Annotated in this window: 21 protein-coding genes and 1 pseudogene; 3 read left to right on the top strand and 19 right to left on the bottom strand. The window is 33.0% G+C overall.

Translation table 11 applies throughout. The features are described from left to right. Nucleotides 1-159: 159 nt before the first annotated feature. The 17 genes and pseudogenes from OD917_RS20775 to gltB form a co-directional block, all read right to left on the bottom strand. Nucleotides 160-1,029, bottom strand: coding sequence for an alpha/beta hydrolase (locus OD917_RS20775; protein ID WP_263525304.1), 870 nt, complete (start codon nt 1,027-1,029; stop codon nt 160-162). 22 nt (nt 1,030-1,051) lie between these two features. Next, nucleotides 1,052-1,417 (bottom strand): hypothetical protein, encoded by a 366-nt coding sequence (locus OD917_RS20770; protein WP_263525303.1) that lies wholly within the window; start codon nt 1,415-1,417, stop codon nt 1,052-1,054. Between the two features lie 122 nt (nt 1,418-1,539). Further along, the gene (locus tag OD917_RS20765; RefSeq protein WP_263525302.1) at nt 1,540-2,043 is read right to left on the bottom strand and encodes an SRPBCC domain-containing protein; all 504 of its coding nucleotides are present in this window, start codon (nt 2,041-2,043) and stop codon (nt 1,540-1,542) included. 52 nt (nt 2,044-2,095) lie between these two features. Continuing rightward, entirely contained in the window at nt 2,096-2,593 is a 498-nt protein-coding gene (locus tag OD917_RS20760) for an SRPBCC family protein (RefSeq protein ID WP_263525301.1), read from the bottom strand. Next, entirely contained in the window at nt 2,583-2,909 is a 327-nt protein-coding gene (locus OD917_RS20755) for an ArsR/SmtB family transcription factor (protein ID WP_111287704.1), read from the bottom strand. Before OD917_RS20755 ends, OD917_RS20760 begins: the two co-directional genes overlap by 11 nt. Nucleotides 2,910-3,061: 152 nt before the next feature. Then, a complete protein-coding gene (locus OD917_RS20750) occupies nt 3,062-4,249 on the bottom strand; it encodes a hypothetical protein (RefSeq protein WP_263525300.1) in 1,188 nt (395 codons plus the stop codon). A gap of 339 nt (nt 4,250-4,588) precedes the next feature. Further along, nucleotides 4,589-5,077, bottom strand: coding sequence for a YegJ family protein (locus tag OD917_RS20745; RefSeq protein WP_263525299.1), 489 nt, complete (start codon nt 5,075-5,077; stop codon nt 4,589-4,591). Between the two features lie 21 nt (nt 5,078-5,098). Then, the gene (locus tag OD917_RS20740) at nt 5,099-5,566 is read right to left on the bottom strand and encodes a DUF1572 domain-containing protein (RefSeq protein ID WP_263525298.1); all 468 of its coding nucleotides are present in this window, start codon (nt 5,564-5,566) and stop codon (nt 5,099-5,101) included. A gap of 152 nt (nt 5,567-5,718) precedes the next feature. Continuing rightward, nucleotides 5,719-6,879: a DUF1624 domain-containing protein gene (locus OD917_RS20735; RefSeq protein ID WP_263525297.1), complete on the bottom strand. Its 1,161-nt coding sequence runs from the start codon at nt 6,877-6,879 to the stop codon at nt 5,719-5,721. 240 nt (nt 6,880-7,119) lie between these two features. Beyond that, nucleotides 7,120-7,482, bottom strand: a complete 363-nt coding sequence (locus OD917_RS20730; protein WP_263525296.1) for a hypothetical protein — start codon at nt 7,480-7,482, stop codon at nt 7,120-7,122. A gap of 279 nt (nt 7,483-7,761) precedes the next feature. Then, complete coding sequence (locus tag OD917_RS20725) at nt 7,762-8,214, bottom strand: hypothetical protein (RefSeq protein ID WP_263525295.1); 453 nt, start codon at nt 8,212-8,214, stop codon at nt 7,762-7,764. Nucleotides 8,215-8,267: 53 nt separating this feature from the next. Next, complete coding sequence (locus OD917_RS20720; RefSeq protein WP_263525294.1) at nt 8,268-8,729, bottom strand: RDD family protein; 462 nt, start codon at nt 8,727-8,729, stop codon at nt 8,268-8,270. 146 nt (nt 8,730-8,875) lie between these two features. Then, on the bottom strand, nt 8,876-9,385 hold the full coding sequence (locus OD917_RS20715) for a hypothetical protein (RefSeq protein WP_263525293.1): 510 nt from the start codon (nt 9,383-9,385) through the stop codon (nt 8,876-8,878). 134 nt (nt 9,386-9,519) lie between these two features. Continuing rightward, nucleotides 9,520-9,834, bottom strand: a pseudogene (locus OD917_RS20710) (GIY-YIG nuclease family protein). Nucleotides 9,835-10,068: 234 nt separating this feature from the next. After that, entirely contained in the window at nt 10,069-11,292 is a 1,224-nt protein-coding gene (gene lysA / locus OD917_RS20705) for a diaminopimelate decarboxylase (protein ID WP_263525292.1), read from the bottom strand. 745 nt (nt 11,293-12,037) lie between these two features. Continuing rightward, on the bottom strand, nt 12,038-13,492 hold the full coding sequence (locus OD917_RS20700) for a glutamate synthase subunit beta (RefSeq protein ID WP_263525291.1): 1,455 nt from the start codon (nt 13,490-13,492) through the stop codon (nt 12,038-12,040). Between the two features lie 92 nt (nt 13,493-13,584). After that, nucleotides 13,585-18,099, bottom strand: coding sequence for a glutamate synthase large subunit (gene gltB, locus OD917_RS20695; RefSeq protein ID WP_263525290.1), 4,515 nt, complete (start codon nt 18,097-18,099; stop codon nt 13,585-13,587). 415 nt (nt 18,100-18,514) lie between these two features. On the opposite strand from gltB, the gene sucC reads away from it, so the two are divergent. Continuing rightward, nucleotides 18,515-19,708 carry an ADP-forming succinate--CoA ligase subunit beta gene (sucC, locus tag OD917_RS20690; protein WP_111377869.1) on the top strand — a complete coding sequence of 398 codons (1,194 nt, stop codon included), beginning with the start codon at nt 18,515-18,517 and terminating at the stop codon, nt 19,706-19,708. Between the two features lie 170 nt (nt 19,709-19,878). Here the strand turns inward: sucC and OD917_RS20685 are convergent, their stop codons facing one another. Then, nucleotides 19,879-20,676 carry a DUF5694 domain-containing protein gene (locus OD917_RS20685; protein WP_263525289.1) on the bottom strand — a complete coding sequence of 266 codons (798 nt, stop codon included), beginning with the start codon at nt 20,674-20,676 and terminating at the stop codon, nt 19,879-19,881. A gap of 221 nt (nt 20,677-20,897) precedes the next feature. Between OD917_RS20685 and OD917_RS20680 the strand changes: the two genes are divergently transcribed. Both OD917_RS20680 and OD917_RS20675 read left to right on the top strand, forming a co-directional pair. Then, nucleotides 20,898-21,938 carry a sensor histidine kinase gene (locus OD917_RS20680; RefSeq protein WP_263525288.1) on the top strand — a complete coding sequence of 347 codons (1,041 nt, stop codon included), beginning with the start codon at nt 20,898-20,900 and terminating at the stop codon, nt 21,936-21,938. A gap of 3 nt (nt 21,939-21,941) precedes the next feature. After that, complete coding sequence (locus OD917_RS20675) at nt 21,942-22,649, top strand: LytR/AlgR family response regulator transcription factor (protein WP_263525287.1); 708 nt, start codon at nt 21,942-21,944, stop codon at nt 22,647-22,649. 157 nt (nt 22,650-22,806) lie between these two features. On the opposite strand, the gene OD917_RS20670 is transcribed toward OD917_RS20675, so the two are convergent. Then, a complete protein-coding gene (locus tag OD917_RS20670) occupies nt 22,807-23,274 on the bottom strand; it encodes a DUF1456 family protein (protein ID WP_263525286.1) in 468 nt (155 codons plus the stop codon). Nucleotides 23,275-23,308: the final 34 nt, after the last annotated feature.

Here is a 23,308-nt window from a genome sequence, read left to right as displayed (position 1 = left end):
GACAAAATAGGTCTTCTGTAATTGATAATGAATTGTTCTATAATGTGTTATTTTGGATATGGAAATAAAAAAAATCCGAAAAGAATATTTTCTTTTCGGATTTTTAGTTGAACAGAATAAAATTGTTTTTTAGCTTATTCTTTATAACATGAATTATTTTTATTCTTTACTCTTAGGATAAAAGAATTTAAAAGAATTAGAAACAGCTGGATGTAGAATTGTTCCGTGGTTTTCTTCAGGGAAATAATCAAAATAGACTTTCACATTTTTGCTTTTAGATTCTTTTAATTTTTCTGCCAACAAGTTAGCATCGACTTCCATAACACGCGGAATTTCTGTTGGAGTCAATCCTTCTTTTCCAATAGCGATATAAATATCTATTTGCTGATTAAAATTTTCTTTCAGCATTTCAGAATCTAAATCAAGCAAAGAACCATTGTTCCACCATAAACTCGGACTTACAATAACATATTTATTAAAAAGAGTTGGCTTTTTAAGCAAGATTTCGGTTCCTAATAAACCGCCAAGAGATTGACCAATGATCATTTTAGAATCATTGGTCTTGTATTTTTTCTCAATAAAAGGCTGCAATTCTTTTTCAATAAAAGCAATAAATTGATCTGAATGGCCTGTAGTTGGAAAACGGGTTTTGTCATTTTCTACAGTAGTCGGGAATGTAAAATCTCTTCTTCGATCGACAGTTGCAATGCCCACAACGATAGATTTTGGAACCTGATTGATCCATTCAAAACTATTAAACTGAACCAATCCCGAAATATGAATAAAATCTTCATCAGCAGAACCGTCTAATAAATATATAACAGGATATTTTGTTGCTTCAGCAGGATTGTAGCCTTCAGGAAGATAAATATTTAGAATTCTTTTTTCGTTTAATTCTTTCGATTGAACTTCATCAATAACACCTAATACAAAAGGTTTTGATGTTTCTGTTGTTTTTGTTTTGTTTTTTTGGCTGAATACTAAACTTGAAGATAAAAGTAAAAAAGCTAGAGCAAAAAATCTATTCATTATATATTTTAGAGTGTGTTATTTAAAAGCCTGGTTTTACCTCTTGTACAGGTTTGTAGTAACTATTTCTGTTTGTAGTAATAATCAAAACTCCAGGTTCTCCCGACTTTCCATAAATATTAATTCCAGTCTGTTTTTGAAGAGGAAGGATTTTAGCAATTTCAATCTTAGAAAGAGCAAGTCTTTCTTTTTCTAAATCCTCATAACGATGCGTAATTCCATCTACAACAACCATTGGGTGATCTGTAATTTTGCCAGCTTTGGCAAGATTTGCAATAGAATCTGATAGATATAATTTGTCTTTTCCTTCATCTGAAAGCTCATATCTATTTTGAGAAAAAACGGTAACTGAAATAAATAAAAAAAGCACGGTAAAGAATTTCATCATTTTGTTTTGTGTTTACAATTAAAAAATAATTTTTGTACTTATTAATTTGATTTAAAGACTGAAAATTACAAAAAAAAATCCTGCAATTATACAGGATTTAACATTTTGAATTTATTCTTGTTTTATTTCGTTTGCTCAGAAAAAATAGCATCTAAGCCTTCCATTGCAATGGTAAAACCTTCTTTGAATCCCATTTGAATAATCATTTCCAAATCAGATAATTTTTCATGTTTGATTGCAATATCAACAAAAGTAGAACCGTCGTTTTCAGAGAAAGTAACATCCCAGTCAGAACGTGGAAATTCTGTGTTTAAATTTCCTTCACTATCGCAAAAAGCATCTAGCCATTTTACATTTGTCTTTGGATTTATCAAAGTATAATCTGCAATTGCCCAGTGTTCTTCGCCTTCAGGGCCAACCATTGCATATAATCTTCGTCCGCCTTCTTTAAATTCCATGCTTTTCGTACGTGATTTCCACGGAGTCGGTGCCCACCATTGATCCAAAATTTGAGCTTCTGTCCAAGCAGACCAAACCTGAGGTAACGATGCATTAAATTCGCGTTTTACATTTACAGTATTATTTTCTTTATCTACAGTAAAATTCATTAAAAGATTTGATTTCATTTTTCCTTAGATTTTAAAGTTTGTTAAATAGTTAATTCAGTTAAAATGGATTTTATTTTTCGGCTAAGATTTTGTCCAAACCTTGCATTGCAGAAGTGAAACCTTCTTTAAAGCCCATTTCGATTATTTTTTGCAATTCTTCAAAACTGTCACGTTTAATCTGGATGTCAACAACTGTAGAGCCGTTTTGCTCAGAAAAAGAAATATTCCAATACGAACTTCCAAATTCTGAATTCGCATTTCCGTCAGCATCAGAAAACGTTGCAGAATGCTTAAAGTTTGTTTTAGGTGAAATCGAAGAATATTCAAAATAACTCCAGCGTTCCACTCCATCAGGACCAACCATTGCGTATAATCTTCTTCCGCCTTCTTTAAACTCCATACTTTTGGTTTTAGATTTAAACGGAGCTGGCGCCCACCATAAATCTAGAATTTCAGGTTCAGTCCAAGCAGACCAAACATTTGCCAACGGAGCATCAAATTCGCGTTTTACATTTACCGTTTTATTTTCCTTGTCTACAGAAAAATTCATTAATAAATCAGTTTTCATTTTCTTTAGATTTTAAGTTTAATAATACTTGATCCAATTGATTAAAACGCTGTTCCCAAATTGCCTTAAATTGCTCCAGCCATTGATCAATCTCTTTCATTTTATCAATTTTGAGCTGATAATAAATTTCTCTGCCCAATTTCTTTTCTTCCAATAAATCACATTCATTCAATATTTTAATGTGTTTAGAAACCGCTTGCCTTGTAGTTTGAAATTGCTCCGCAATTGCATTTGGTGTTAATGCACTCGAAGAAACCAAAACTAAAATTGCCCTTCTCGTCGGATCGGCAATTGCCTGAAAAATATCTCTTTTCATTTTTATAGATATAAATTCGCAACTAATCAGTTGCAAATATACGCAACTTTTTGGTTGCGCAATTAAAAAACTTGATTTTTTTATTGAAAAGAACGTAAACAAAAAAAGGCGCATCAAAAATGCGCCTTTTTCTTTGTAACTGTGTTACATAATTACTTTCTAAATTTATTCTTTACAATGATGTCTTTTAGCTTGGCTTTCAGATCTTCACCTGTATCATAAACAATTTGTTCGTTATTTGGAAACGGAACAGCACGTTTAGAAAAATATCCTATATAATTTTCATCACAAGCATTTTGATCGCCTTTATATTTGGAATAAATATTTTCAAAAATAAATTCGCTGCTTATTGGGAAAGTCTGAACAAGCTGATTGCTTTTTAAATCAACATAATCAACCTTTGCCGTTACCATACAAGATTTAAATTGTCTGAATTCATACACCGTTGCACGAAGTATTTTGTAATTATCAACTTTAATCTCTTTTCCTAAGCTATCTTTTACAGGTCTTCCTCGGCTGTCTAAAAGTGTTTTTACACCATCTTTAACTTGTCTTTCCTTAACAAATTCCTTCTCTTTAATTTGTTCTGGCGAAATAGCAATCTGTCTGAAACTAAGAATCAAACTATAATCGTAAACTACATTTTTTTGTCGTGCGCTGTGGTAAACCGTCCATTTATCATTTAATCCATAAGTTTTAAAATCCAATAAATCGTCCTGAAGCGTTTTTGGAATCACCATATTGGTTTCATTTTTCGCATAAACATCAACGAAATCAGTCCCTTTAAAAAGAGCATCATCCATTAATTTTTTGGTGTTTTTATAACCAGGATTAATGCTTTCCAAATAAGCGAAATCGTCGTATGCTTTTCTGAAATCCATTTTGTTATTTGATTTTAAAAGCGCAGAAGCGTTTTCATACAAATACTTCGAAAGTGCATTTTTGCTATTTACAATTTCATCAGAATAATTGTCAAAAGGGAAATACGCATTTTTTCCTTGCTTCAATAAAGGAAGAGGTAAAATAGGTCTAATTTTTTCTTGACGATTATTTAACTGTAAATAAGTATTATAAATGCGCTCCGCATTGGCAGGGTTATTTTCTTTGTTTAGCATTTCTAGATCACGCAAATCGCGTTCTTTTGCTTTTGCAAAAGCTTCTTCTAACAGATACACATAATCTTGTTTGCCTTTAGAATCCTTTTTTGTGCGAAGAGCCTCAACAGCGCGATCTATTGCACCGTCATAATTTCCGTCGCTAAGCATTGATTGTGTTGTTTTTACCCCGCAAGAAGTGAAGGCTAAAAACAATATAGAAAATAGAAAAGTAATTTTTTGCATAGTGTTTCTTTTGAAGGTGTAAATATATCTTTTTTAACTTTCAACAACTATGCCTTTTTTAAGATTTATTTTAAGGAGCAGAAACTATCATTTTTAAAGAACGTTCTGTCCCGCTTTCGCCTTTATCTCTCCTCCCGATAGCCATCGGGATGCGAGGATATCGGCTCTATCGGGGCTAGAATAGAATGTTTTGTTTTCATAAGAACATTAAGCAAGAAGTAAATGGCTTTATAAAATTTACTTTTCCTAATTTTCCCATTTTCAACGACATTTTCATTTTATTAATTTAAAAAGACATAATGAAATAGTTGTAAAACTGAATTTAGTATTAAGTAAAAATTAGTCTATCAGCATACCGCTTTCTTCATCAAATTGCTGTCTTTCTTCGTCGCTCATTTTGTCTCGAATAACTCTAATCGTGTAGCCTCCAAATAATTTTCCGTTAACCAAATACATCCAGTCGCTAATTTTACCAGAATCAATATTTATTTTATCTCCCGCTTTATATTCGGTAATATATTCTGGATCGTTGTTTAAAATTCCTGAATATTGGCCATCTATATATTTAATGTCGCCAACCCACATGTGCTCAATATCTTTTCCATTTGAAAACTTAACTTTTAAAGCGTGACTGTCAGCATTAAAATTAGCTAGTCCCTTATTGAAATCATCTAGAGTTTCATTTGCCTTTAGAATTGCTGCATTCATTGCTTCATCTTCACTTCCTACATTGTAGATTGTAGGTTCATTTTCTCTTTCAATTTTATTAGAATCTTTACAGCTCACTAAACAAAAAATGGCTATTAGGATTAAAAATTTTGTTTTCATTATTCTGTTATGGTTTGGTTTTTAGTTTATTAATTGTTTTTTAATCAATACGATTTGTCCTAAATGATAATAACTATGTTCGATCATGGCTTCGATATTTCTTCTGTATGTTCCGTATTTAATGTCAACAAAACCTTCGTCAAGTTTTTCGTCACACATTTGTTCTACTAACGAAGCAAATTCCTCGGTATCGTTCCAAAATTTATTTAAAAAAGTTTCCCATTGTTCTTGTGATTCAATAGGGGGGAAATCAAAACTAAATTTGTCTTTTATGTCTAAAGTTCCGCCTTTAAGAACCTGATTTATTCCTTTAATGTAATAATGAATATGTTGAGCCAGAGCAGCAATCGTATTTAAATTCTGAATCGGACTAACGGCAATTTTCCAATCTAGATTTTCCAGCTGATCTTTAAAATTGGTATTCGCAATCCAAGTTCCGTTTAAAATGACTTCTCTAAAACGATTTGCAATTTCTACAGTACTTTTCATATTCAAAATAATTTAGAAGTAAAAATCTAATTTTCATGTTCGGCTTAGATAAAATTCAAAGTGCTAATATAAAAAAATACGTACGAAAATCATTGTTTTTATTTTGTTCTAGAACATAGTGTAATGTAGCTTTCTAGCGATTTATGATAATCCTAGATGTATTTTAGCCACCAATGTTGATTTTCAGCTTTATATTTTCCAAACCATTGACAAGGTTTGTAAAGAATCGTCACAACAGAAATCCAAATCAAATAAATTGCCCAAAGAGGTAGACCGCTTTCTAAGTTTTTTGGTCTTCCAAAAGTTCCCGAAGCAAATTCAAATTGCGACCAATTGAAACCTTGTGCCAAAAGCATAATTAAAGTTAGAATATGAATAATATAAAAATGAACGACGAAGTAAAACAAAGGAACTTTTCCATAAACCAAAGTTACTTTTTTGATGCCATTTTGTATTTGTTCCGCAAAAGCAAGAAGCAGAAACATAATTCCTAAAGTAGCCAAGCAGAATAGGAGAGAAGGCGGATATTTAGTAACATTCATAAAAGACAAAAACGTAAAAACAGAATCTTTCTGAGAGGTCCATAATGCTGGATCTCCGTAAATATTGACGAAGCGAATGATGATAAATAAAACTAAAGTATTTAAGCCGATTTTGATAAATAGTTTTTTTCTTTTTTCTGTTTCTAATGCAAAGAATTTTCCAGTTGCAAAACCAACTAACATTATGCCTAACCAAGGAATTGGAGGATAACCCATAATAAATGCTCTTCCAGAAAAGGGAATAACAATTGGGCTAAAAAATGGTGCTAAAAGGGCTTTTATAATTGAATTTTCTGCAAACGGAATAATTGGCAAAAGGTTGTGGAAAGCAATAATTGCTAAACCAATAATTCCTAGCGTTTTGGAACTGATTTTTAGTAATAATCCTAAAACGATAAATCCGAAACCTATTGTGGCTATCACTTCTAATAAAAGTGTGTGAAAACCAATATCAAAGAATAATCCGAAATTGACGATTGTAAATTCTAAGAAAATTAACCAAAATCCTCTTTTAATTAAAAGAGCTCTTTTTTCGGCGATATTGTTTTTGTTTTGAAGCGAAAGATAAACCGAAGTTCCTGCCAGAAAAACAAAAATTGGTGCGCACAAATGCGTAATCCAGCGTGTGAAAAATAACAAAGGAGAAGTAGTTGCCAAATCTGTTGGACTTTGTGTGATTGAATCAATGTGCATCAAATCTCGAACATGGTCCAGCGCCATAATAATCATTACAATTCCCCGAACAATGTCTATTGATGGCTGTCGTTTCATGGGTTTGATTTTTAAATACTTAAAGGTAAATCTAGTAAATTATTTTCAAATGTTTTTGCTAATGAAATAAACTAAGTTTTTAAGAAATAGTTTTGAAATGATTTGCCTTCAGCTTTAGCTGGAGGAATGTCAAGAAAAAGAATAAGGCTTTAGCCAAAACCTTATAAGTTTGGCTAAAGCCCTATTTGAAAGAATTTTATTTACCTCCAGCTAAAGCTGAAGGCAATTGAGATTGATTTTTTATGACTTCCTAATCTTCACCTGATACACAATTTCCCAAAAAATAATTGAGAAAACAGCATTAGCAAAAATGGCAGTTTTAACCTGATACGGATCATAATCTATAACCAAATGCAAATTAGTAAATTGCAAAGCAAGAAATAAAGCCAAAGCAGCGATTCCGATAGCGCAGATTACATTAAGAAGCGGTTTCCATTTTAAGCCAAAAAAAGCATAAATAAGATTTAAAACTGCAAAACCACAGCCTAAAGTGATGTAAGGATCTGTTTTTAAGACTCCTCCCAATGATAGTATAAATTGAGTTAGAGTTAGGTATAAAAAGAATAGAATGGAATAAAACAGAATTCGAACTTGTGGTTTCATTTTTTATATTTTTTACTTTTAAAATTGTAAGACTTTTTTGTTTATTTGTATATCAGGAAAATAAACCATTAAAAAGATAAAATTATGGAAAAATTAATTAATGATTTTCAGATTGGATTATTTATTTGGCAGATAGTAATTCTTGGCTTTGGTTTCTTTTTACTTTATCTATTGTACTTATTGTTCAAGTTTTTACGAAAAAATGTATAACCATTATTAGAGAATACTTTTTAAGAAAATAAATAAAAAAATCCCGTTTCAATAAGAAACGGGATTTTTTTATTCTAAAATTGCTTCGACTTTAGTTTCTGATTTTTCTCTTAACGGACTATCTGGCTGTAAACTCCAAATAACCAGAAATTTTCCTTTTGCGATATATTCTTCTGGATGTTCAGCTGTTGGCTGGCCGTCTTTTCCCCACAGTAAACCTTGCAGAAAGAGATCGCCTTTAAAAACGTGATCAAATTCAAAATACATAATAGAACCGCGATCTGCTTTGCTTTTAAAACTCTGAATGGCTTTACTTTTTACAGTTCCAACAATGTTACTGTAAGTTTCAATATCATTATAAAAACTACAAGCTTGTGGCGTTATGCAAATATTACCGTCGCTTACCATATAACCACCTTTCGGGATTTCTTTTGGTTTTAGTTTTAAATCGGCAATAGTTTGGCTGAATGAATTTGTTGTTAGAAGTAGAAATAGTGTTGAAAGTAGAATTGTAGGTTTCATGGATTTGGGAATTGATTTGGTAGGCTAAAAATAATATTTTTATTTGAGTTTGGTTAAGCAAATCGCTTATAAAACTGTTCACTATCTTTTGTGTCAACCACTATTGTATTTGCACATAAATCTCCAAGTCTTTGGTTGTATTTGGTGTTTTTTATTAGCACTATTCCTAGAAGTCCAAAAAACCACAAATCAAAAATATCAAACAAATGTCTAACAAAAGATTGCCCTAAAGTCAAACTTGTAGTTTTGCTGTCTTTTATAGAAATAACTTGTAAATCAAAGATCTGATTTCCCAGTGTTGCTCCAAATTTTACTTCAAATCCAACCATGTAACCAAACCATATTAACAAATTAAATAATGCTGGAAATCCCTTTAATTCATAGCCATTTTCGGTTTTTTCTCCAAAGTATAGGAACATAACGAGTGCTGCTCCAAACATTAATGAATAGTCAATTAATCCGGCAAGAGTTCTTTTTTTAAGATTTGGTTTTGTGGCTATTTTTTCTGGGGTCATTTTTGGGTTTTTAGTTTACAAAGTGCTTCAATATTCTAAAGTTTGGGTTTCAAATAATAACTATACGTAATTTTGTCATTTCGACGAAGGAGAAATCTTCGCAAGTAGCTCTACAAAGATTGGAAATGTTATTAGAAAGCTGTTTCTCATTTTCTCACTTCTAATTTTAAAATCTGATTTGAGTTGTTTACTTTAATGTAACTTATTCTAACATATTTATTTGTATCTATCGCTCCACCCTTTGATTTTGCATTGTTATATCCAAAATTTGAAATGTCAAAATCTGAAAATTTGAATTTTACTCCATTAACAGTAAATCTTTCAGTATCGTGACCACTCGATGGCATTGGATGAAAATTAGATACAAATCCCTCGGTTTCAAATAGATAATTATTGTATAATTTGTATGTTTTGTAATATTTACTGCCAAACAATATTAAGAAAAGTATAAAAATAAATATTGAAGCATATTGGGCTATATTGACTTTTAATAGTTGATGTTCGGGATTTTTAAATAAATCTTCATCTTTATCATTTTCGATTAAGAATAAAAAGAACCTTGCACATAAGAAAATACCAATTGGTACAAGTAGTATTTGAAATCTTTTGAATCCGTCGCTGGATGCAAAATCATAAATAATCTCAAAGGAATTCATAGTTTAAAAATATTGCAATTTACTTCTTTATTTCAAATATAATATTTGTTCTTGATTATCCACAATCTTGTCATTTCGACGAAGGAGAAATCTTCGCAAGTAACTCTACAAAGATTGGAAACATTAAGGATAGATTATTCAAATAAATAATTTAAAAAATCAAGATCACGATTAATAGTTTTTATCAATTCTATTTTCTTATCTCTGCGCCAATCTTTTATTTCTTTCTCACGAGCAATTGCTTCTTGAATTCATGTGAATTTTTCGTAATACAGTAAGTAAGTAGCGTTGTATTTTGAGGTAAAAGTTTTGTTTCCAATAATGCTATTTTCTATATGCTGGCTCAAACGGATTTTTAAATTATTAGTAACTCCTGTGTAGAAAACTGTTTTGTATTTGTTCGTTAGTATGTATATGTAATAGGTGTGATAGCCTTCTTGTTGATGCATTTTTTTGGCTAAAGATATAATTTGTTTTAGGATTTTTCTTTCTTTTATATTTGAATTTTATATACTTTGCGGAGTTACTTGCAAAGATTTCTCCTTCGTCGAAATGACAAAAATGAGAATAATACTTCGATTTAGCTCAGCCTGACAGGCGTTTGTAACTCTAAAATCTACAACAAAAAAATCCCGCCTCAATTAAGAAACGGGATTAACTAGATATTCTCTTTTTTTTTATTTTTAAACAGTTGCAGCAACTTCTTCTGGCAACGGAATTTGATTTTTAAGTAAATCTTCAAATGTTTCGGCTTGACGAATCAAGATTCCTTGGCCGTTCATCCATAAAACTTCGGCTGGTTTGTATCTTGAGTTATAGTTTGAAGACATTGAGAAACAATATGCTCCTGCATTTCTGAAAGATAAAATGTCTCCTTCAGTAATTTCTGGAATTCTGCGATTGTTTGCAAAAGTATCGGTTTCGCAAATGTATCCTACAACAGAGTAAAAACGCTCTTTTCCTTTTGGATTTGAGATGTTGTCAATATGGTGTGAAGATCCGTAGAACATTGGACGGATTAAGTGGTTGAAACCACTGTCGATTCCGGCGAAAACTGTTGATGTTGTTTGTTTTACTACGTTTACTTTTACTAAGAAATGACCTGCTTCGCTCACCAAGAATTTTCCTGGCTCGAAAATAAGTGTCAAATCTCTGCCATATTCAGCACAGAAAGCGTTGAATCTTTTTGATAATTTTTTACCTAATTCTTCGATGTCTGTTTCGATATCGTCTTTTTTGTAAGGCACTTTGAATCCGCTTCCGAAATCTAAGAATTGTAAATCTTTGAAATGTTTTGCGGTATCAAACAAGATTTCAGCAGCATACAAGAATACTTCGATATCTAAAATATCAGATCCTGTGTGCATGTGAATTCCAACAATGCTCATTTTTGTGTTCTCAACAATACGTAAGATATGAGGAATCTGGTGTACAGAAATTCCGAATTTACTATCGATATGTCCAACAGAAATATTAGCGTTTCCGCCCGCCATTACGTGTGGATTGATACGAATACATACTGGAATATGAGGATGTTTTGTTCCGAATTGCTCCAGAATAGATAAATTGTCGATATTGATTTGTACACCCATTGCAGCAACTTCTTCAATTTCTTCTAAAGAAACTCCGTTTGGTGTAAAGAAAATTTTCTCAGGCTCATAGCCAGCATGAAGTCCTAACTGAACTTCCTGAATTGATACAGTATCCAAGCCAGACCCCATGTTCTTTAATAACTGAAGAATTGCAATGTTAGACAATGCCTTCATGGCATAATTAACTCTTAAGTTTTCTACCTTAGAGAAAGCTTTAGTTAATCTGTTATACTGAGATTGGATTTTTTCAGCATCGTAAACATACAATGGACTTCCAAATTGGTCTGCTAACTGCAGTAAATCTTTTGCTTGCATTTTTCAAATTATTTTGAGCAAAGTTATTACTCTTTTGTGTATCAGCAAATAATTTGCAGAAAAATAACAAATTATAACAAATTGTTTTATTTTAAACAAAAAGTTGCTTGTTTCGGATTTTTATAACCTTTTTGAAGGAATTAAGGTTCTAAGATGTTAAGGTATTAAGTTTTTTTGACACGAATTTCACAAATTATATTAATTTATAAATACGGTTTAGAATTTTTTGCCACAGATTTGCTTTGCCTGTTCGCTATCGCTCGAGTCACAGATCAAATGGATTTTTATTTTAATTTTTAAAAGAAGCCAAATGTTTGAATTTAGCCCCGATTGAGGTGGTATCCTCGCAGTGGAACGGAGAGATATAGCCGAAAGCGGGAACTATGTTTATTAAAATGTCAATTGTGAATGCTTTAAAATGAGAAAATTTTTCCGCCACGAATTCACGAATTTGACTAATTCTAAAAATGCTGTTGAAATTGTTTTGTCATGAATTTCACGAATTAAGAGAAATTAAAAAAAATAGAAATTCGTGAAATTTAAAGGAAAGAATAGTTTTAAACATCATATATAAATTAGAGTAATTCGTGAATTCGTGGCTAAAAAAAATTATAGCAAAAACAAAACCCCTGAATATCAATTCAAGGGTTTGTTAGTAGTTATGTTGTTATCGGAATAAAGATTAAATAAAATGCTAAGAAAAAAACTTAGAACCTTAGCATCTCAGTATCTTAGAAGCTTAAAACTATAAGCTCGGTAAATCTCCTTTTCCTTTAGTAGGCAAGTTGGTAGATCCCATTAGGAATAAATCTACTTCTCTTGCTGCTTCGCGACCTTCTGAAATAGCCCATACAATTAATGATTGTCCTCTTCTCATATCACCAGCTGTGAAAATGTGAGGAACGTTTGTCTGATAGTTGTGCGCTTTATAGTTGCTTCTTATATCAGTTTCGATGCCTAACTGTTCGCTTAATGTTTTCTCTGGACCTGTAAATCCAAGAGCTAATAAAGCTAAATCGCAAGGCCAGATTTTTTCAGAACCTTCTTTTTCGATTAGTTCTGGTCTTTGACCTGGAGTCATTTTCCATTGCACTTCAACCGTTTTCAATCCTGTTAATTCACCTTTTTCGTTAGAAATGAATTCTTTAGTATTGATTAACCAGTTTCTGTCACAACCTTCTTCGTGAGAAGAAGATGTTTTCAACTGTAACGGCCAGAAAGGCCATGGAGTTGATTCGCTTCTTCCAACTGGAGGTTTTGGTAAAATTTCAAAGTTAGTTACCGATTTAGCTCCGTGTCTGTTAGAAGTTCCAATACAGTCAGAACCTGTATCTCCACCACCAATAACGATTACATCTTTACCAGTAGCTTTAACTTGATCAGGAATTGATTCTCCGTATAAAACTTTAGTTTGCTGTGTTAAGAAATCCATTGCTTGAACAACTCCTTTGCTTTCAATTCCTTTAGTTGGAAGGCTTCTTCTTTCAGTTGCTCCTCCGCATAAAACGATAGAATCGAATTGGTTTAATTCTTCAACGCTGAAGTTTACACCAACATTTACATTGGTTTTGAAAGTGATTCCTTCTGCTTCTAGAATAGCTACACGACGGTCGATGATTCCTTTTTCTAATTTGAAATTTGGAATTCCGTAACGTAATAAACCTCCAATTGCATTGTCTCTTTCAAAAACAGTAACTGTGTGACCCGCTCTGTTTAATTGCTGAGCAGCTGCAAGACCTGCAGGTCCTGAACCAATTACAGCAACCGTTTTTCCTGTTCTTGATTTTGGTGGCTGTGGTTTAATCCATCCTTCAGCAAAACCTCTTTCTACGATGCTTTTCTCAATGTTTTCGATAGAAACTGGATCTTTGATGATTCCTAATACACATGATTTCTCACATGGAGCAGGGCATAAACGACCTGTAAATTCAGGGAAGTTGTTAGTAGATTGTAAAATCTCTAACGCACTCTGCCATTCTTCCTGATGTACCATGTCGTTGAAGTCAGGAATTAAATTTCCTAACGGGCATCCACTGTGGCAAAAAGGAATTCCACAGTCCATACATCTTGATCCTTGTTCTTTTAATTTATCTTTTGGTACCGGAATAGTAAATTCGTTGTAGTTTGAAACACGTTCTGCTACTGCTAAATTACTTTCATCGGCTCTATTATATTCTTTAAATCCGCCTATTTTACCCATGACATTTTAATAAATTTAGTTGTGAGTTGTAAAATGTGAGAGGTGAGTTAAAAAACTTAGCACCTCTGCACCTTTGTATCTCAGAACCTTAATTAAGCTATTAATTCTTCTATTTGTTTTTCTTCTGCAATTCGTTTTAATGCTTTTTTGTAATCAGTTGGCATTACTTTTACGAAGTGCTGTGTTTGATTTTCCCAGTCTGCTAAAATTCTTTTTGCTAATGGACTGCTTGTGTACAACGAATGGTTTTTGATCAGTTTTCTTAGTTTCGTAAGATCTTCTTCTTCCATTGGATCGAATGCAACCATTTCCATGTTGCAAACTGTAGAATCGAATTTCTTGTTTGGATCGTAAACATAAGCCACACCACCGCTCATACCAGCCGCGAAGTTTCTTCCTGTTTTTCCTAAAACTACTACTGTACCACCAGTCATGTACTCGCAACCGTGATCTCCAATTCCTTCTACAACAGCTGTTGCTCCAGAGTTTCTCACACAGAAACGCTCTCCTGCGATACCATTAATATAAGCCTCTCCGGTAATAGCTCCGTAAAGGGCAACGTTTCCGATAATGATGTTGTCTTCAGGTTTGAAAGTTGCAGTAGGAGGTACTTTTACAATTAGTTTTCCTCCAGAAAGACCTTTTCCTAAATAATCATTACAGTTTCCGTGAATTTTAAATGACAATCCGTTTGTTGCGAATGCACCAAAACTTTGTCCGGCAGAACCTTCAAAATCAACTAAAATAGTGTCATCTGGTAATCCTTGTGCGCCATAAATTTTTGAGATTTCGTTACTCAAAATCGCTCCTACAGAACGGTCTGTATTTTTGATTTTGAAGGTAACTCTCGTTTTCTCTTTTCTATAGATAGATGGAATTGCTTCTTTAATGATGTCAAAATCCAATACGTTTTCAAGAGCGTGATCTTGAGTTGTTGTATTGTGATTTGGAACTGTTTTAGCTTTTTCCGGTTTGTATAGAATAGTCGATAAGTCTAATCCGTTTGCTTTATAATGTTTGATAGCTTTGTCTACGTTTAATTTTTGAGACTGGCCAACCATTTCTTTTAAAGTTCTGAAACCTAATTGCGCCATGATTTCTCTTAACTCTTCAGCAATGAAATACATGAAGTTGATTACGTGCTCTGGAGTTCCTTTGAAATTCTTTCTCAATTCTGGATCCTGCGTTGCAATACCAACTGGGCAAGTATTTAAGTGACAAGCTCTCATCATGATACATCCAGAAGCTACAAGCGGAGCTGTTGCAAATCCGAATTCTTCTGCACCTAATAAAGCAGCGATAGCAACGTCACGTCCTGTTTTCAACTGTCCGTCACATTCTAAAACTACACGGCTTCTTAAGTCGTTTAAGATAAGTGTTTGCTGTGCTTCTGCTAGACCAAGTTCCCATGGAATACCTGTGTGCTGTAAAGATGTTAATGGTGCAGCTCCCGTTCCTCCGTCATAACCTGAAATCAGGATAACGTCAGCTTTGGCTTTAGCAACACCGGCAGCGATGGTTCCAACTCCAACTTCAGAAACCAATTTCACGTTGATACGAGCTTCACGGTTTGCGTTTTTCAAATCGTAAATCAACTGAGATAAATCTTCAATAGAGTAGATATCGTGGTGAGGAGGAGGCGAAATCAAACCTACATAAGGCGTAGAGTTTCTAGTTTCAGCAATCCAAGGCACTACTTTTTCTCCAGGTAACTGACCACCTTCTCCAGGTTTTGCTCCCTGAGCCATTTTGATTTGGATTTCTCTGGCGTTTGTCAAATAGTTGATCGAAACTCCAAAACGTCCTGAAGCTACTTGTTTGATTGCAGAGTTTCTAGAATCTCCGTTAATTTCTTTCTGGAAACGTCTTGGATCTTCTCCACCTTCTCCAGAGTTACTTTTTCCACCAATTCTGTTCATTGCAATCGCTAAGTTCTCGTGCGCTTCCTGGCTGATAGAACCATAAGACATTGCTCCGGTTTTGAATTTCTTCACAATTTCTGTCCAAGGTTCTACTTCGTCAATAGAAATTGGATCCAAATTGTTGAATTCAAATAAACCTCTAATCGTCATTAAGTTTGAGCTTTGCTCATTTACAGCATTTGCATATTCTTTATAGCTTTCAGGGCTGTTTAAACGAACTGCCTGTTGTAATTTAGAAATAGTTGTTGGGTTAAACATGTGTTTTTCACCACCACGTCTCCATCTGTAAATACCTCCAATTTCAAGAGAAAGCAAGTTTGCAATTTTTGAATTTGGGAAAGCTTTTTGGAAACGTTTTTTAACCTCTTTTTCAACTTCCATTAAACCGATTCCTTCAATTCTTGATGGAGTGTAAGGGAAGTATTTAGATGTAAATGTTTTGTTTAAACCTAAAATCTCGAAAATCTGAGCAGCTCTATACGAATGTAAAGTAGAGATACCAATTTTGTTCATGATTTTTACGATTCCTTTTGCGATTGCTTTGTTGTAGTTTACAACTGCATAATCCGCTTTTACCTTTGTAATGAAACCTTTTTCAACCTGATCGTGAATGATTTCGTTTACCATATAAGGGTTAATTGCACTTGCTCCGTATCCGAACAATAAAGCAAAATGATGTGGTTCGCGTGGTTCTGCAGATTCGATGATGATTCCGAATTTAGAACGAACTTGTAAAATGTTCAAAGAGTGGTGAATGTAAGAACAAGCCAATAACATTGGGATTGGAGCTAATTCTTCACTTACACCTCTATCTGATAAAATGATGATATTGCATCCTTCTTCAACTGCTTTAAAAGTAGCTTGAACACATTTTTCAAGAGCACGCTCTAAACCGTTAACTCCTTTTTCTATTTTGTATAAAGTAGAAATAGTAGCCGATTTGAAATCTGCGTGATCGATATTTCTGATTTTATCCAAATCCTCATTAGAAATAACCGGATTCTGGATTTTAAGTTTTTTACATTGTTTAGATTCAATTTCGAAAATATTGAAATCTCCACCAATCGCTAAACTGATATCGGTAATGATTTCTTCACGAATACCATCCAAAGGCGGGTTTGTAACCTGAGCAAACAATTGTTTGAAGTAATTATACAACAACTGAGGCTGATCTGAAAGAACTGCCAAAGGCGTATCATTACCCATAGAACTAATCGCTTCAGCTCCGTCGCTACCCATTGGGTTGATGATCGTTTTTAAATCTTCGATTGTATATCCAAACAAACGCTGTCTTGTTAAGAAATCTAATTTTTCAACAGGAGTAGGGTTGTTTGTGTAAGGAACGCTCGCTAATGGCAATAAGTTTTCGTCAACCCATTGTTTGTATGGACGTTTTGTAACGATTGCTTTTTTAACTTCTTCGTCTTCGATGATACGACCTTCATTCATATCAACTAAGAACATTTTTCCTGGCTCTAAACGTCCGTGCTGAATTACATCTTCTGGATCGATGTCTAATACACCAATTTCAGATGACATGATTACGAATCCGCTATGTGTTAAAGTATAACGAGAAGGACGCAATCCGTTTCTGTCTAGTAAAGCTCCAATTACGTTTCCATCTGTAAATGGAATAGAAGCAGGACCATCCCAAGGTTCCATGATACAAGCGTTGTACTCATAGAAAGCTCTTTTCTCTGGAGACATAGTTTGGTGTTTTTCCCAAGCTTCAGGAACTACCATCATCATTGCCTCAGGAAGAGAACGGCCAGTCATTAATAAAAGTTCAACCACCATATCCATAGAAGCAGAATCTGATTTTCCTTCTAGGATAATTGGGAATAATTTTTTGATATCATCGCCAAAAACAGCACTTTGCATAAGCTCTTCACGAGCACGCATACGGCTTACGTTTCCACGAAGTGTATTGATCTCACCATTATGACACATGTATCTAAACGGTTGAGCTAAGTCCCAAGATGGGAATGTATTTGTCGAGAAACGCTGGTGTACAAGCGCTAAACGCGTCACCAAGTCTGGATCTTTCAAATCTATATAATAACGGCTGATGTCTTCCGGCATCAATAGACCTTTATATATTATAGTAGTTGTCGATAAACTAGTAAAATAAAACATGTGGCTTTCTGAGGTTTTAGATCCTCTTACGGCATGTTCAGCAATTTTTCTAGCTGCAAAAAGTTTTGCATTAAATTCTTGTTCAGTTAAATCTTGTCCGTTTTTAGAAACGAAAACTTGTTTAATTGTTGGTTCTTTTTCTGCGGCGATTTCACCTAAATTTTCAACTTCAACAGGCACATCTCTCCAACCTAAGATCTTTAAATTCTGATCTTTAATAGTTGCTTCAAATGCATTGATACAAAAAGAAACCTGGTTTTTGCTTTTTGGTAAAAAAACCATTCCTACTGCATACTCGCGAGCTTCTGGGATTTCAAAGTCACAAACTTTCTTAAAAAAATCATGAGGGATGTCGAATAAAATTCCGGCACCATCTCCCGTTCTTCCATCAGAACTAACGGCACCACGATGTTCCAATTTAATTAAGATGTCTAATGCTTTGTGAATAATATCATTTGACTTAATACCATTCAAATTACAAATAAATCCCGCACCACAATTGTCGTGTTCAAATTCAGGCAAATAAAGCCCTTGTTCTTTAACTTTCATTCTTGATATTTTTTCTACAAAAATAAAGATTTCGTTAAACATAATGTATTGAAATTATACATTCGCTTACATTTTTATTGTAATATTAGAAAAAGGGTTCTTAAATGATAATATTCTTGATTAAAGCATTGCGAATTATTAAAATCATAATTGCGTTTAAAATATATTAAGAAAAATCGTCGCTAAGGTATTGATATCAGTGAAGTTTTTGTTAAATCTCAAACGTTTTAGCGATTTTGTGTTAACTTTTTAGATACAATTGGTTAATGATTTTTTTTCTTTCAATTTAAATAGAGGAATTATCAACTAAAGAGCAGTTATTAATTTAAAAAAGATTTTACTTTTAAGTTGTATTTTGTTACTTTTGTCGCACTTTTATTCTGAAATAAATTCAGAACCAGACAAATTCTATATTATGAACATACACGAATATCAAGGAAAAGAAATTTTAGCGAGTTACGGAGTACGCGTACAACGCGGAATTGTGGCTAATAATGCAGTTGAAGCTGTGGCCGCTGCAAAACAATTAACTGCCGAAACGGGAACAGGATGGCATGTAATTAAAGCACAAATTCACGCAGGTGGTCGTGGAAAAGGTGGTGGAGTTAAGCTGGCAAAAAACTTACAACAAGTTGAAGAGTTAGCAGAACAAATCATCGGAATGCAGTTAATTACTCCTCAGACTCCGCCTGAAGGTAAAAAAGTTAACAAAGTATTAGTTGCTGAAGATGTTTACTATCCTGGAGAAAGTGAAACTTCTGAATTTTATGTTTCTGTTTTATTGAATAGAGGTACAGGACGCAACATGATTATGTATTCTACTGAAGGTGGAATGGATATCGAAGAAGTTGCTGAGCACACTCCACACTTAATCTTTACTGAAGAAATTGATCCTTCTGTAGGATTACAAGGTTTCCAAGCTAGAAGAATTGCTTTCAATTTAGGTCTTTCTGGAAATGCTTTCAAAGAAATGGTTAAATTCATCGACGCACTTTACAATGCTTACATTGGTTCTGATGCTTCTATGTTTGAAATCAACCCAGTTTTAAAAACATCTGATAACAAAATCTTAGCTGTTGATGCTAAAGTTAATATCGACGATAACGCTTTATACAGACAAGCTAAATATGCTGAAATGAGAGATATCCGTGAGGAGAATCCAATCGAAGTTGAAGCTAAAGAAGTTGGTCTTAACTATGTTGACCTTGACGGTACTGTAGGATGTATGGTAAACGGAGCTGGTCTTGCAATGGCGACTATGGACTTAATTAAATATGCTGGTTTTGAGCCTGCTAACTTCCTTGACGTAGGAGGAACTGCTGATGCAAAACGTGTTGAAACAGCTTTCAGAATTATCTTGAAAGATCCAAACGTAAAAGCTATCTTAATTAACATCTTCGGAGGTATCGTTCGTTGTGACCGTGTTGCTCAAGGTGTTGTTGATGCTTACAAAAACATGGGAGACGCTATCAATGTGCCAATTATCGTTCGTTTGCAAGGAACAAATGCTGAAATTGCAAAAGAATTAATTGACAACTCTGGTATGCCAATCTTATCTGCAGTTCAATTCCAAGAAGCTGCTGACCAAGTAAAAGCTGCTCTTTCTTAATTAAATAAGAAATCAATTTATATAGAAAATCCCTTCATGTTTTGAAGGGATTTTTTTTGCAGTCAATTTAACCGCAAAGCACGCTAAGTTTTTTTTTAACCGCAAAGTTCGCAAAGCTATTCGGATATAGCTTTGCGAACTTTGCGCGCTTTGCGGTTAAATCATAAAGTTTATTTCAAAACAGTCGCCAATTCCACAATTTCAAATTCTGGATCATGTGCCAGAAATTCTCTTAGCATTGCAGCGTGGCCAGCTCCAAGTAAAACCATAATTTTATTATCGGTGCTTTCGGTTAATTTTTGAACCAAAGAATACATGTATAAGTTCCTTTTATACCAATTTGAAACTAAAGAAGCACCAGTAAAGTCATCTGGATTTCCAGTTCTGTTTGCTACTTCTAAATACCATTGAATGTTATCTTCATTAGAAGCTTTTTCATTGTAGTAAAGCATAAGATCTGTTAAAGAACTTTTAGCCATTCTTTCGTTATTATCTTTGACAAACCTTTCTGTTGACTCCGTATTTTTTTTCATTAAATCCTTCTGATTAGCTTTTTCCATTGACATCATTAAGCTATCGTAAGGAAAGCGGGTACTATAATCAATTCCGTATAATTTTTTATGCTTTAGTTTTTTTGCTGTGCGAAGTGCCAGCTGTGTAATTTCGTTTGCGCTATTTTTAAATAAACTGTCTGTGTTTTTATTGTAAAATTGATCTAACTCGGCTTGTTTACTAAATTTCCATTCTACAAATATTTTATCTGGACCAAATTTCTTGATTTTGTCACTCATTATTTCGAGTTCTTTTTGGCTTTTCACGGACATTACGTCAAAAGTTTTTATTTTGGCAATATCATGGCCTGGATTTGCGTAATGAAAAGTCCCAATTAATAGAATTTGTTTTTTCTTAGTTTGAGCAGAAGTTAAGTTTAATGTAATAATTGCTAGTAATAAAATGATTTTTTGCATGATGATTTTGTTTTTAAATTCATTGCAAATGTATCAGCAGATTTGAAGCTTTATTTTCATTTTTGATGAATACAGAATTCCATTTGATCAACTATCAAAATTTTACTTTCAAAATGTTCGTGTAAAGTTTTTAGCTGTTTATCATTAAAAACGGATGTTTCATACAAATACCATTTTCTTTTAAAGTCTTAATCGTATTTTTGATCTAATAACTGATTTGTATGAAACTCAAAATACCTTTTTATTACCACATTATTCTTTTCCTCGGGTTGTTTTTAACCTACTTCCTTTGGGATTACGGAATAAATAGCCGAATTGCAATAGTACAGCAAACACAACTTTATTTATGGGTTACATCTACTTTTATGCTTTCTATTTTTGTGGTTTATATATTGAATTTTTATACGGTTTGCGATTGGTTTCTAAATAAAAAGAAAATCCTTTTTTACTTTTTAAGTATTCCGGTTTCTCTATTAATTTTTGCTGCTGTTCGTTACCTTTTTCAAGAAGTGATTATGTTTCAAATTACCGGACAACATAATTATTTTGACGAAGCAAGAGAAATAACATATTACATAAAAGACAATTTTTTCTTTGGATTACCAGCTGTAATTTTGAGTGCTTTGAGTTATTTGTTCTGGCAGTCACAATACTCTCAGAAACAAAATCAGGAACTGCTTTTGGAGAATAAAAAAGCCGAATTTCAAATGCTAAAAGCACAGATTAGTCCGCATTTTTTGTTTAATACGCTGAATTCATTTTACAGTCAGTTGGTTTTGAAAGAAGATGAAATGGCTGATGATATTTTAGTGCTTTCAGATTTGCTTCGATATGTTATTACAGAAACAGATAAAGATGAAGCGATACTTTCAAAAGAAATTCAGTTTATTCAAAACTATATTCATTTGCAAAAGAAAAGATTTGAAGATCAGCTGTTTTTAGATTTTACTATTGAAGGAAATTATTCAAACGAAAAACTCATTTCTTCGGCTTTAGTTCATTTTGTTGAAAATGTTTTCAAACATGGAAAATTTAATAATGAAGAAGAAAAAGCTGTTATTTCAATTCGAATAAAAGACAATTTTCTAGAAATCTCAACTTTCAATTATTTTATCGAAGGAGAAAATTATTCATCAACAGGAATTGGTTTTGATAACTTGACAAAAAGATTAGAATATATGTATAAAGACCAATTTGTACTTGGAAAAACAGAAGAAAATAATACCTTTAAAACCTACTTGAAAATACCGCTAAAAAAATAACCTATGGCTTTTAAATGCATTATTGTAGATGATGAACCGCCTGCAACTCGAATATTAGAAAACTATATCGGGAAAGTGAATTTTCTGGAGAAAGTAGGTGTTTTTAATGATTCTTTAAAAGCATTGGAATTTTTGAATACACAATCTGCTGATGTAATTTTTTTGGATATTCAGATGCCTCAATTGACAGGATTACAGCTTTCTAAGATTATTTCGAAAAACATAAAAGTCATTTTTACAACGGCTTATCCAGACTTTGCCTTAGAAGGTTTTGAGTTGAATGCAGTGGATTATTTATTAAAACCTATTTCTTTTGAACGTTTTTATCAAGCGGTTTCAAAACTGAATTCAGAACCTAAAATTGAAATATCAAATCAGAACAATCTTCCTGATTTTCTTTTCATTAAAACGGATGGAAAGAATAAATTTCAGAAAGTGTTTTTGAGAGACGTTTTGTATGTAGAAAGTCTTCAGAATTATGTTTGTATTCATACTGAAAAGCAGCAGATTATTACGCATTCTTCTTTAAAAAACGTAATTGAATCGTTACCGGAAAATGAGTTTATACAGATTCATAAATCGTATGTTGTTTCTTTAAAGCACGTTGAATCGACAGATAATTTTTCGGTATTTATCAATGGAAAAGAACTGCCAATTGGAGCTACTTTTAAAGACGCTTTTTTTGATAAAATAGAGGAGAATAAGATATAGATTTTTTTTACCGCAAAGGGCGCAAGGATTTTTGACCAAGTATTGTGAATACAAACGCAAAGTTCGCAAAGCTTTATCTATATAGCTTTGCGAACTTTGCGTTTGTATTTAGTCTTTTAAGTAAAAAAACTTGCGAACTTTGCGGTTAAATCCTCAATTATGATTTTTTCTTATTGCCGTTTTTGAATACTACTTTTTCTACAACAACCGGTTTTCCATTTCCTTTTGGAAAAGATTTCTTTTTAGGTTTTCCAGCAGTTGAACCTGATTTTGACGGACTTTTATCACCTCTGTATTTTTCAGAATCTTTTGGCGTAGCTTTAAATTCTGGTCTTTCTTTAGAAGTTTCTTTCTTTGGAATTTCTGCTTTATGTTTTGCTAAAACCTCGTTTGGATTCTTTGGATTTTCTTTCGTTCCTCTTAAATGAATTACCAATCCGTTTAAGAAGTTTCTCAAAACCTGATCGCCGCATTCCATATAATTCGGATGATCTTCTGCTCTGAAAAAAGCGCCTAATTCTGATTTCGAAATTCTAAAATCTACTAATTCTAAAATTTCAACTATTTGGTCATCACGGAGCATTAAAGCCACGCGAAGTTTTTTAAGTATATCGTTATTTGTCATAATTTTTTGTTTCAGGTTTAAAGTTTCAAGTTTT

Source organism: Flavobacterium sp. SH_e (assembly GCF_025717045.1).
GTDB lineage: Bacteria > Bacteroidota > Bacteroidia > Flavobacteriales > Flavobacteriaceae > Flavobacterium.
The sequence above is the reverse complement of the archived record's forward strand: the minus strand, read 5'-3'. Positions and strand labels throughout refer to the sequence as shown.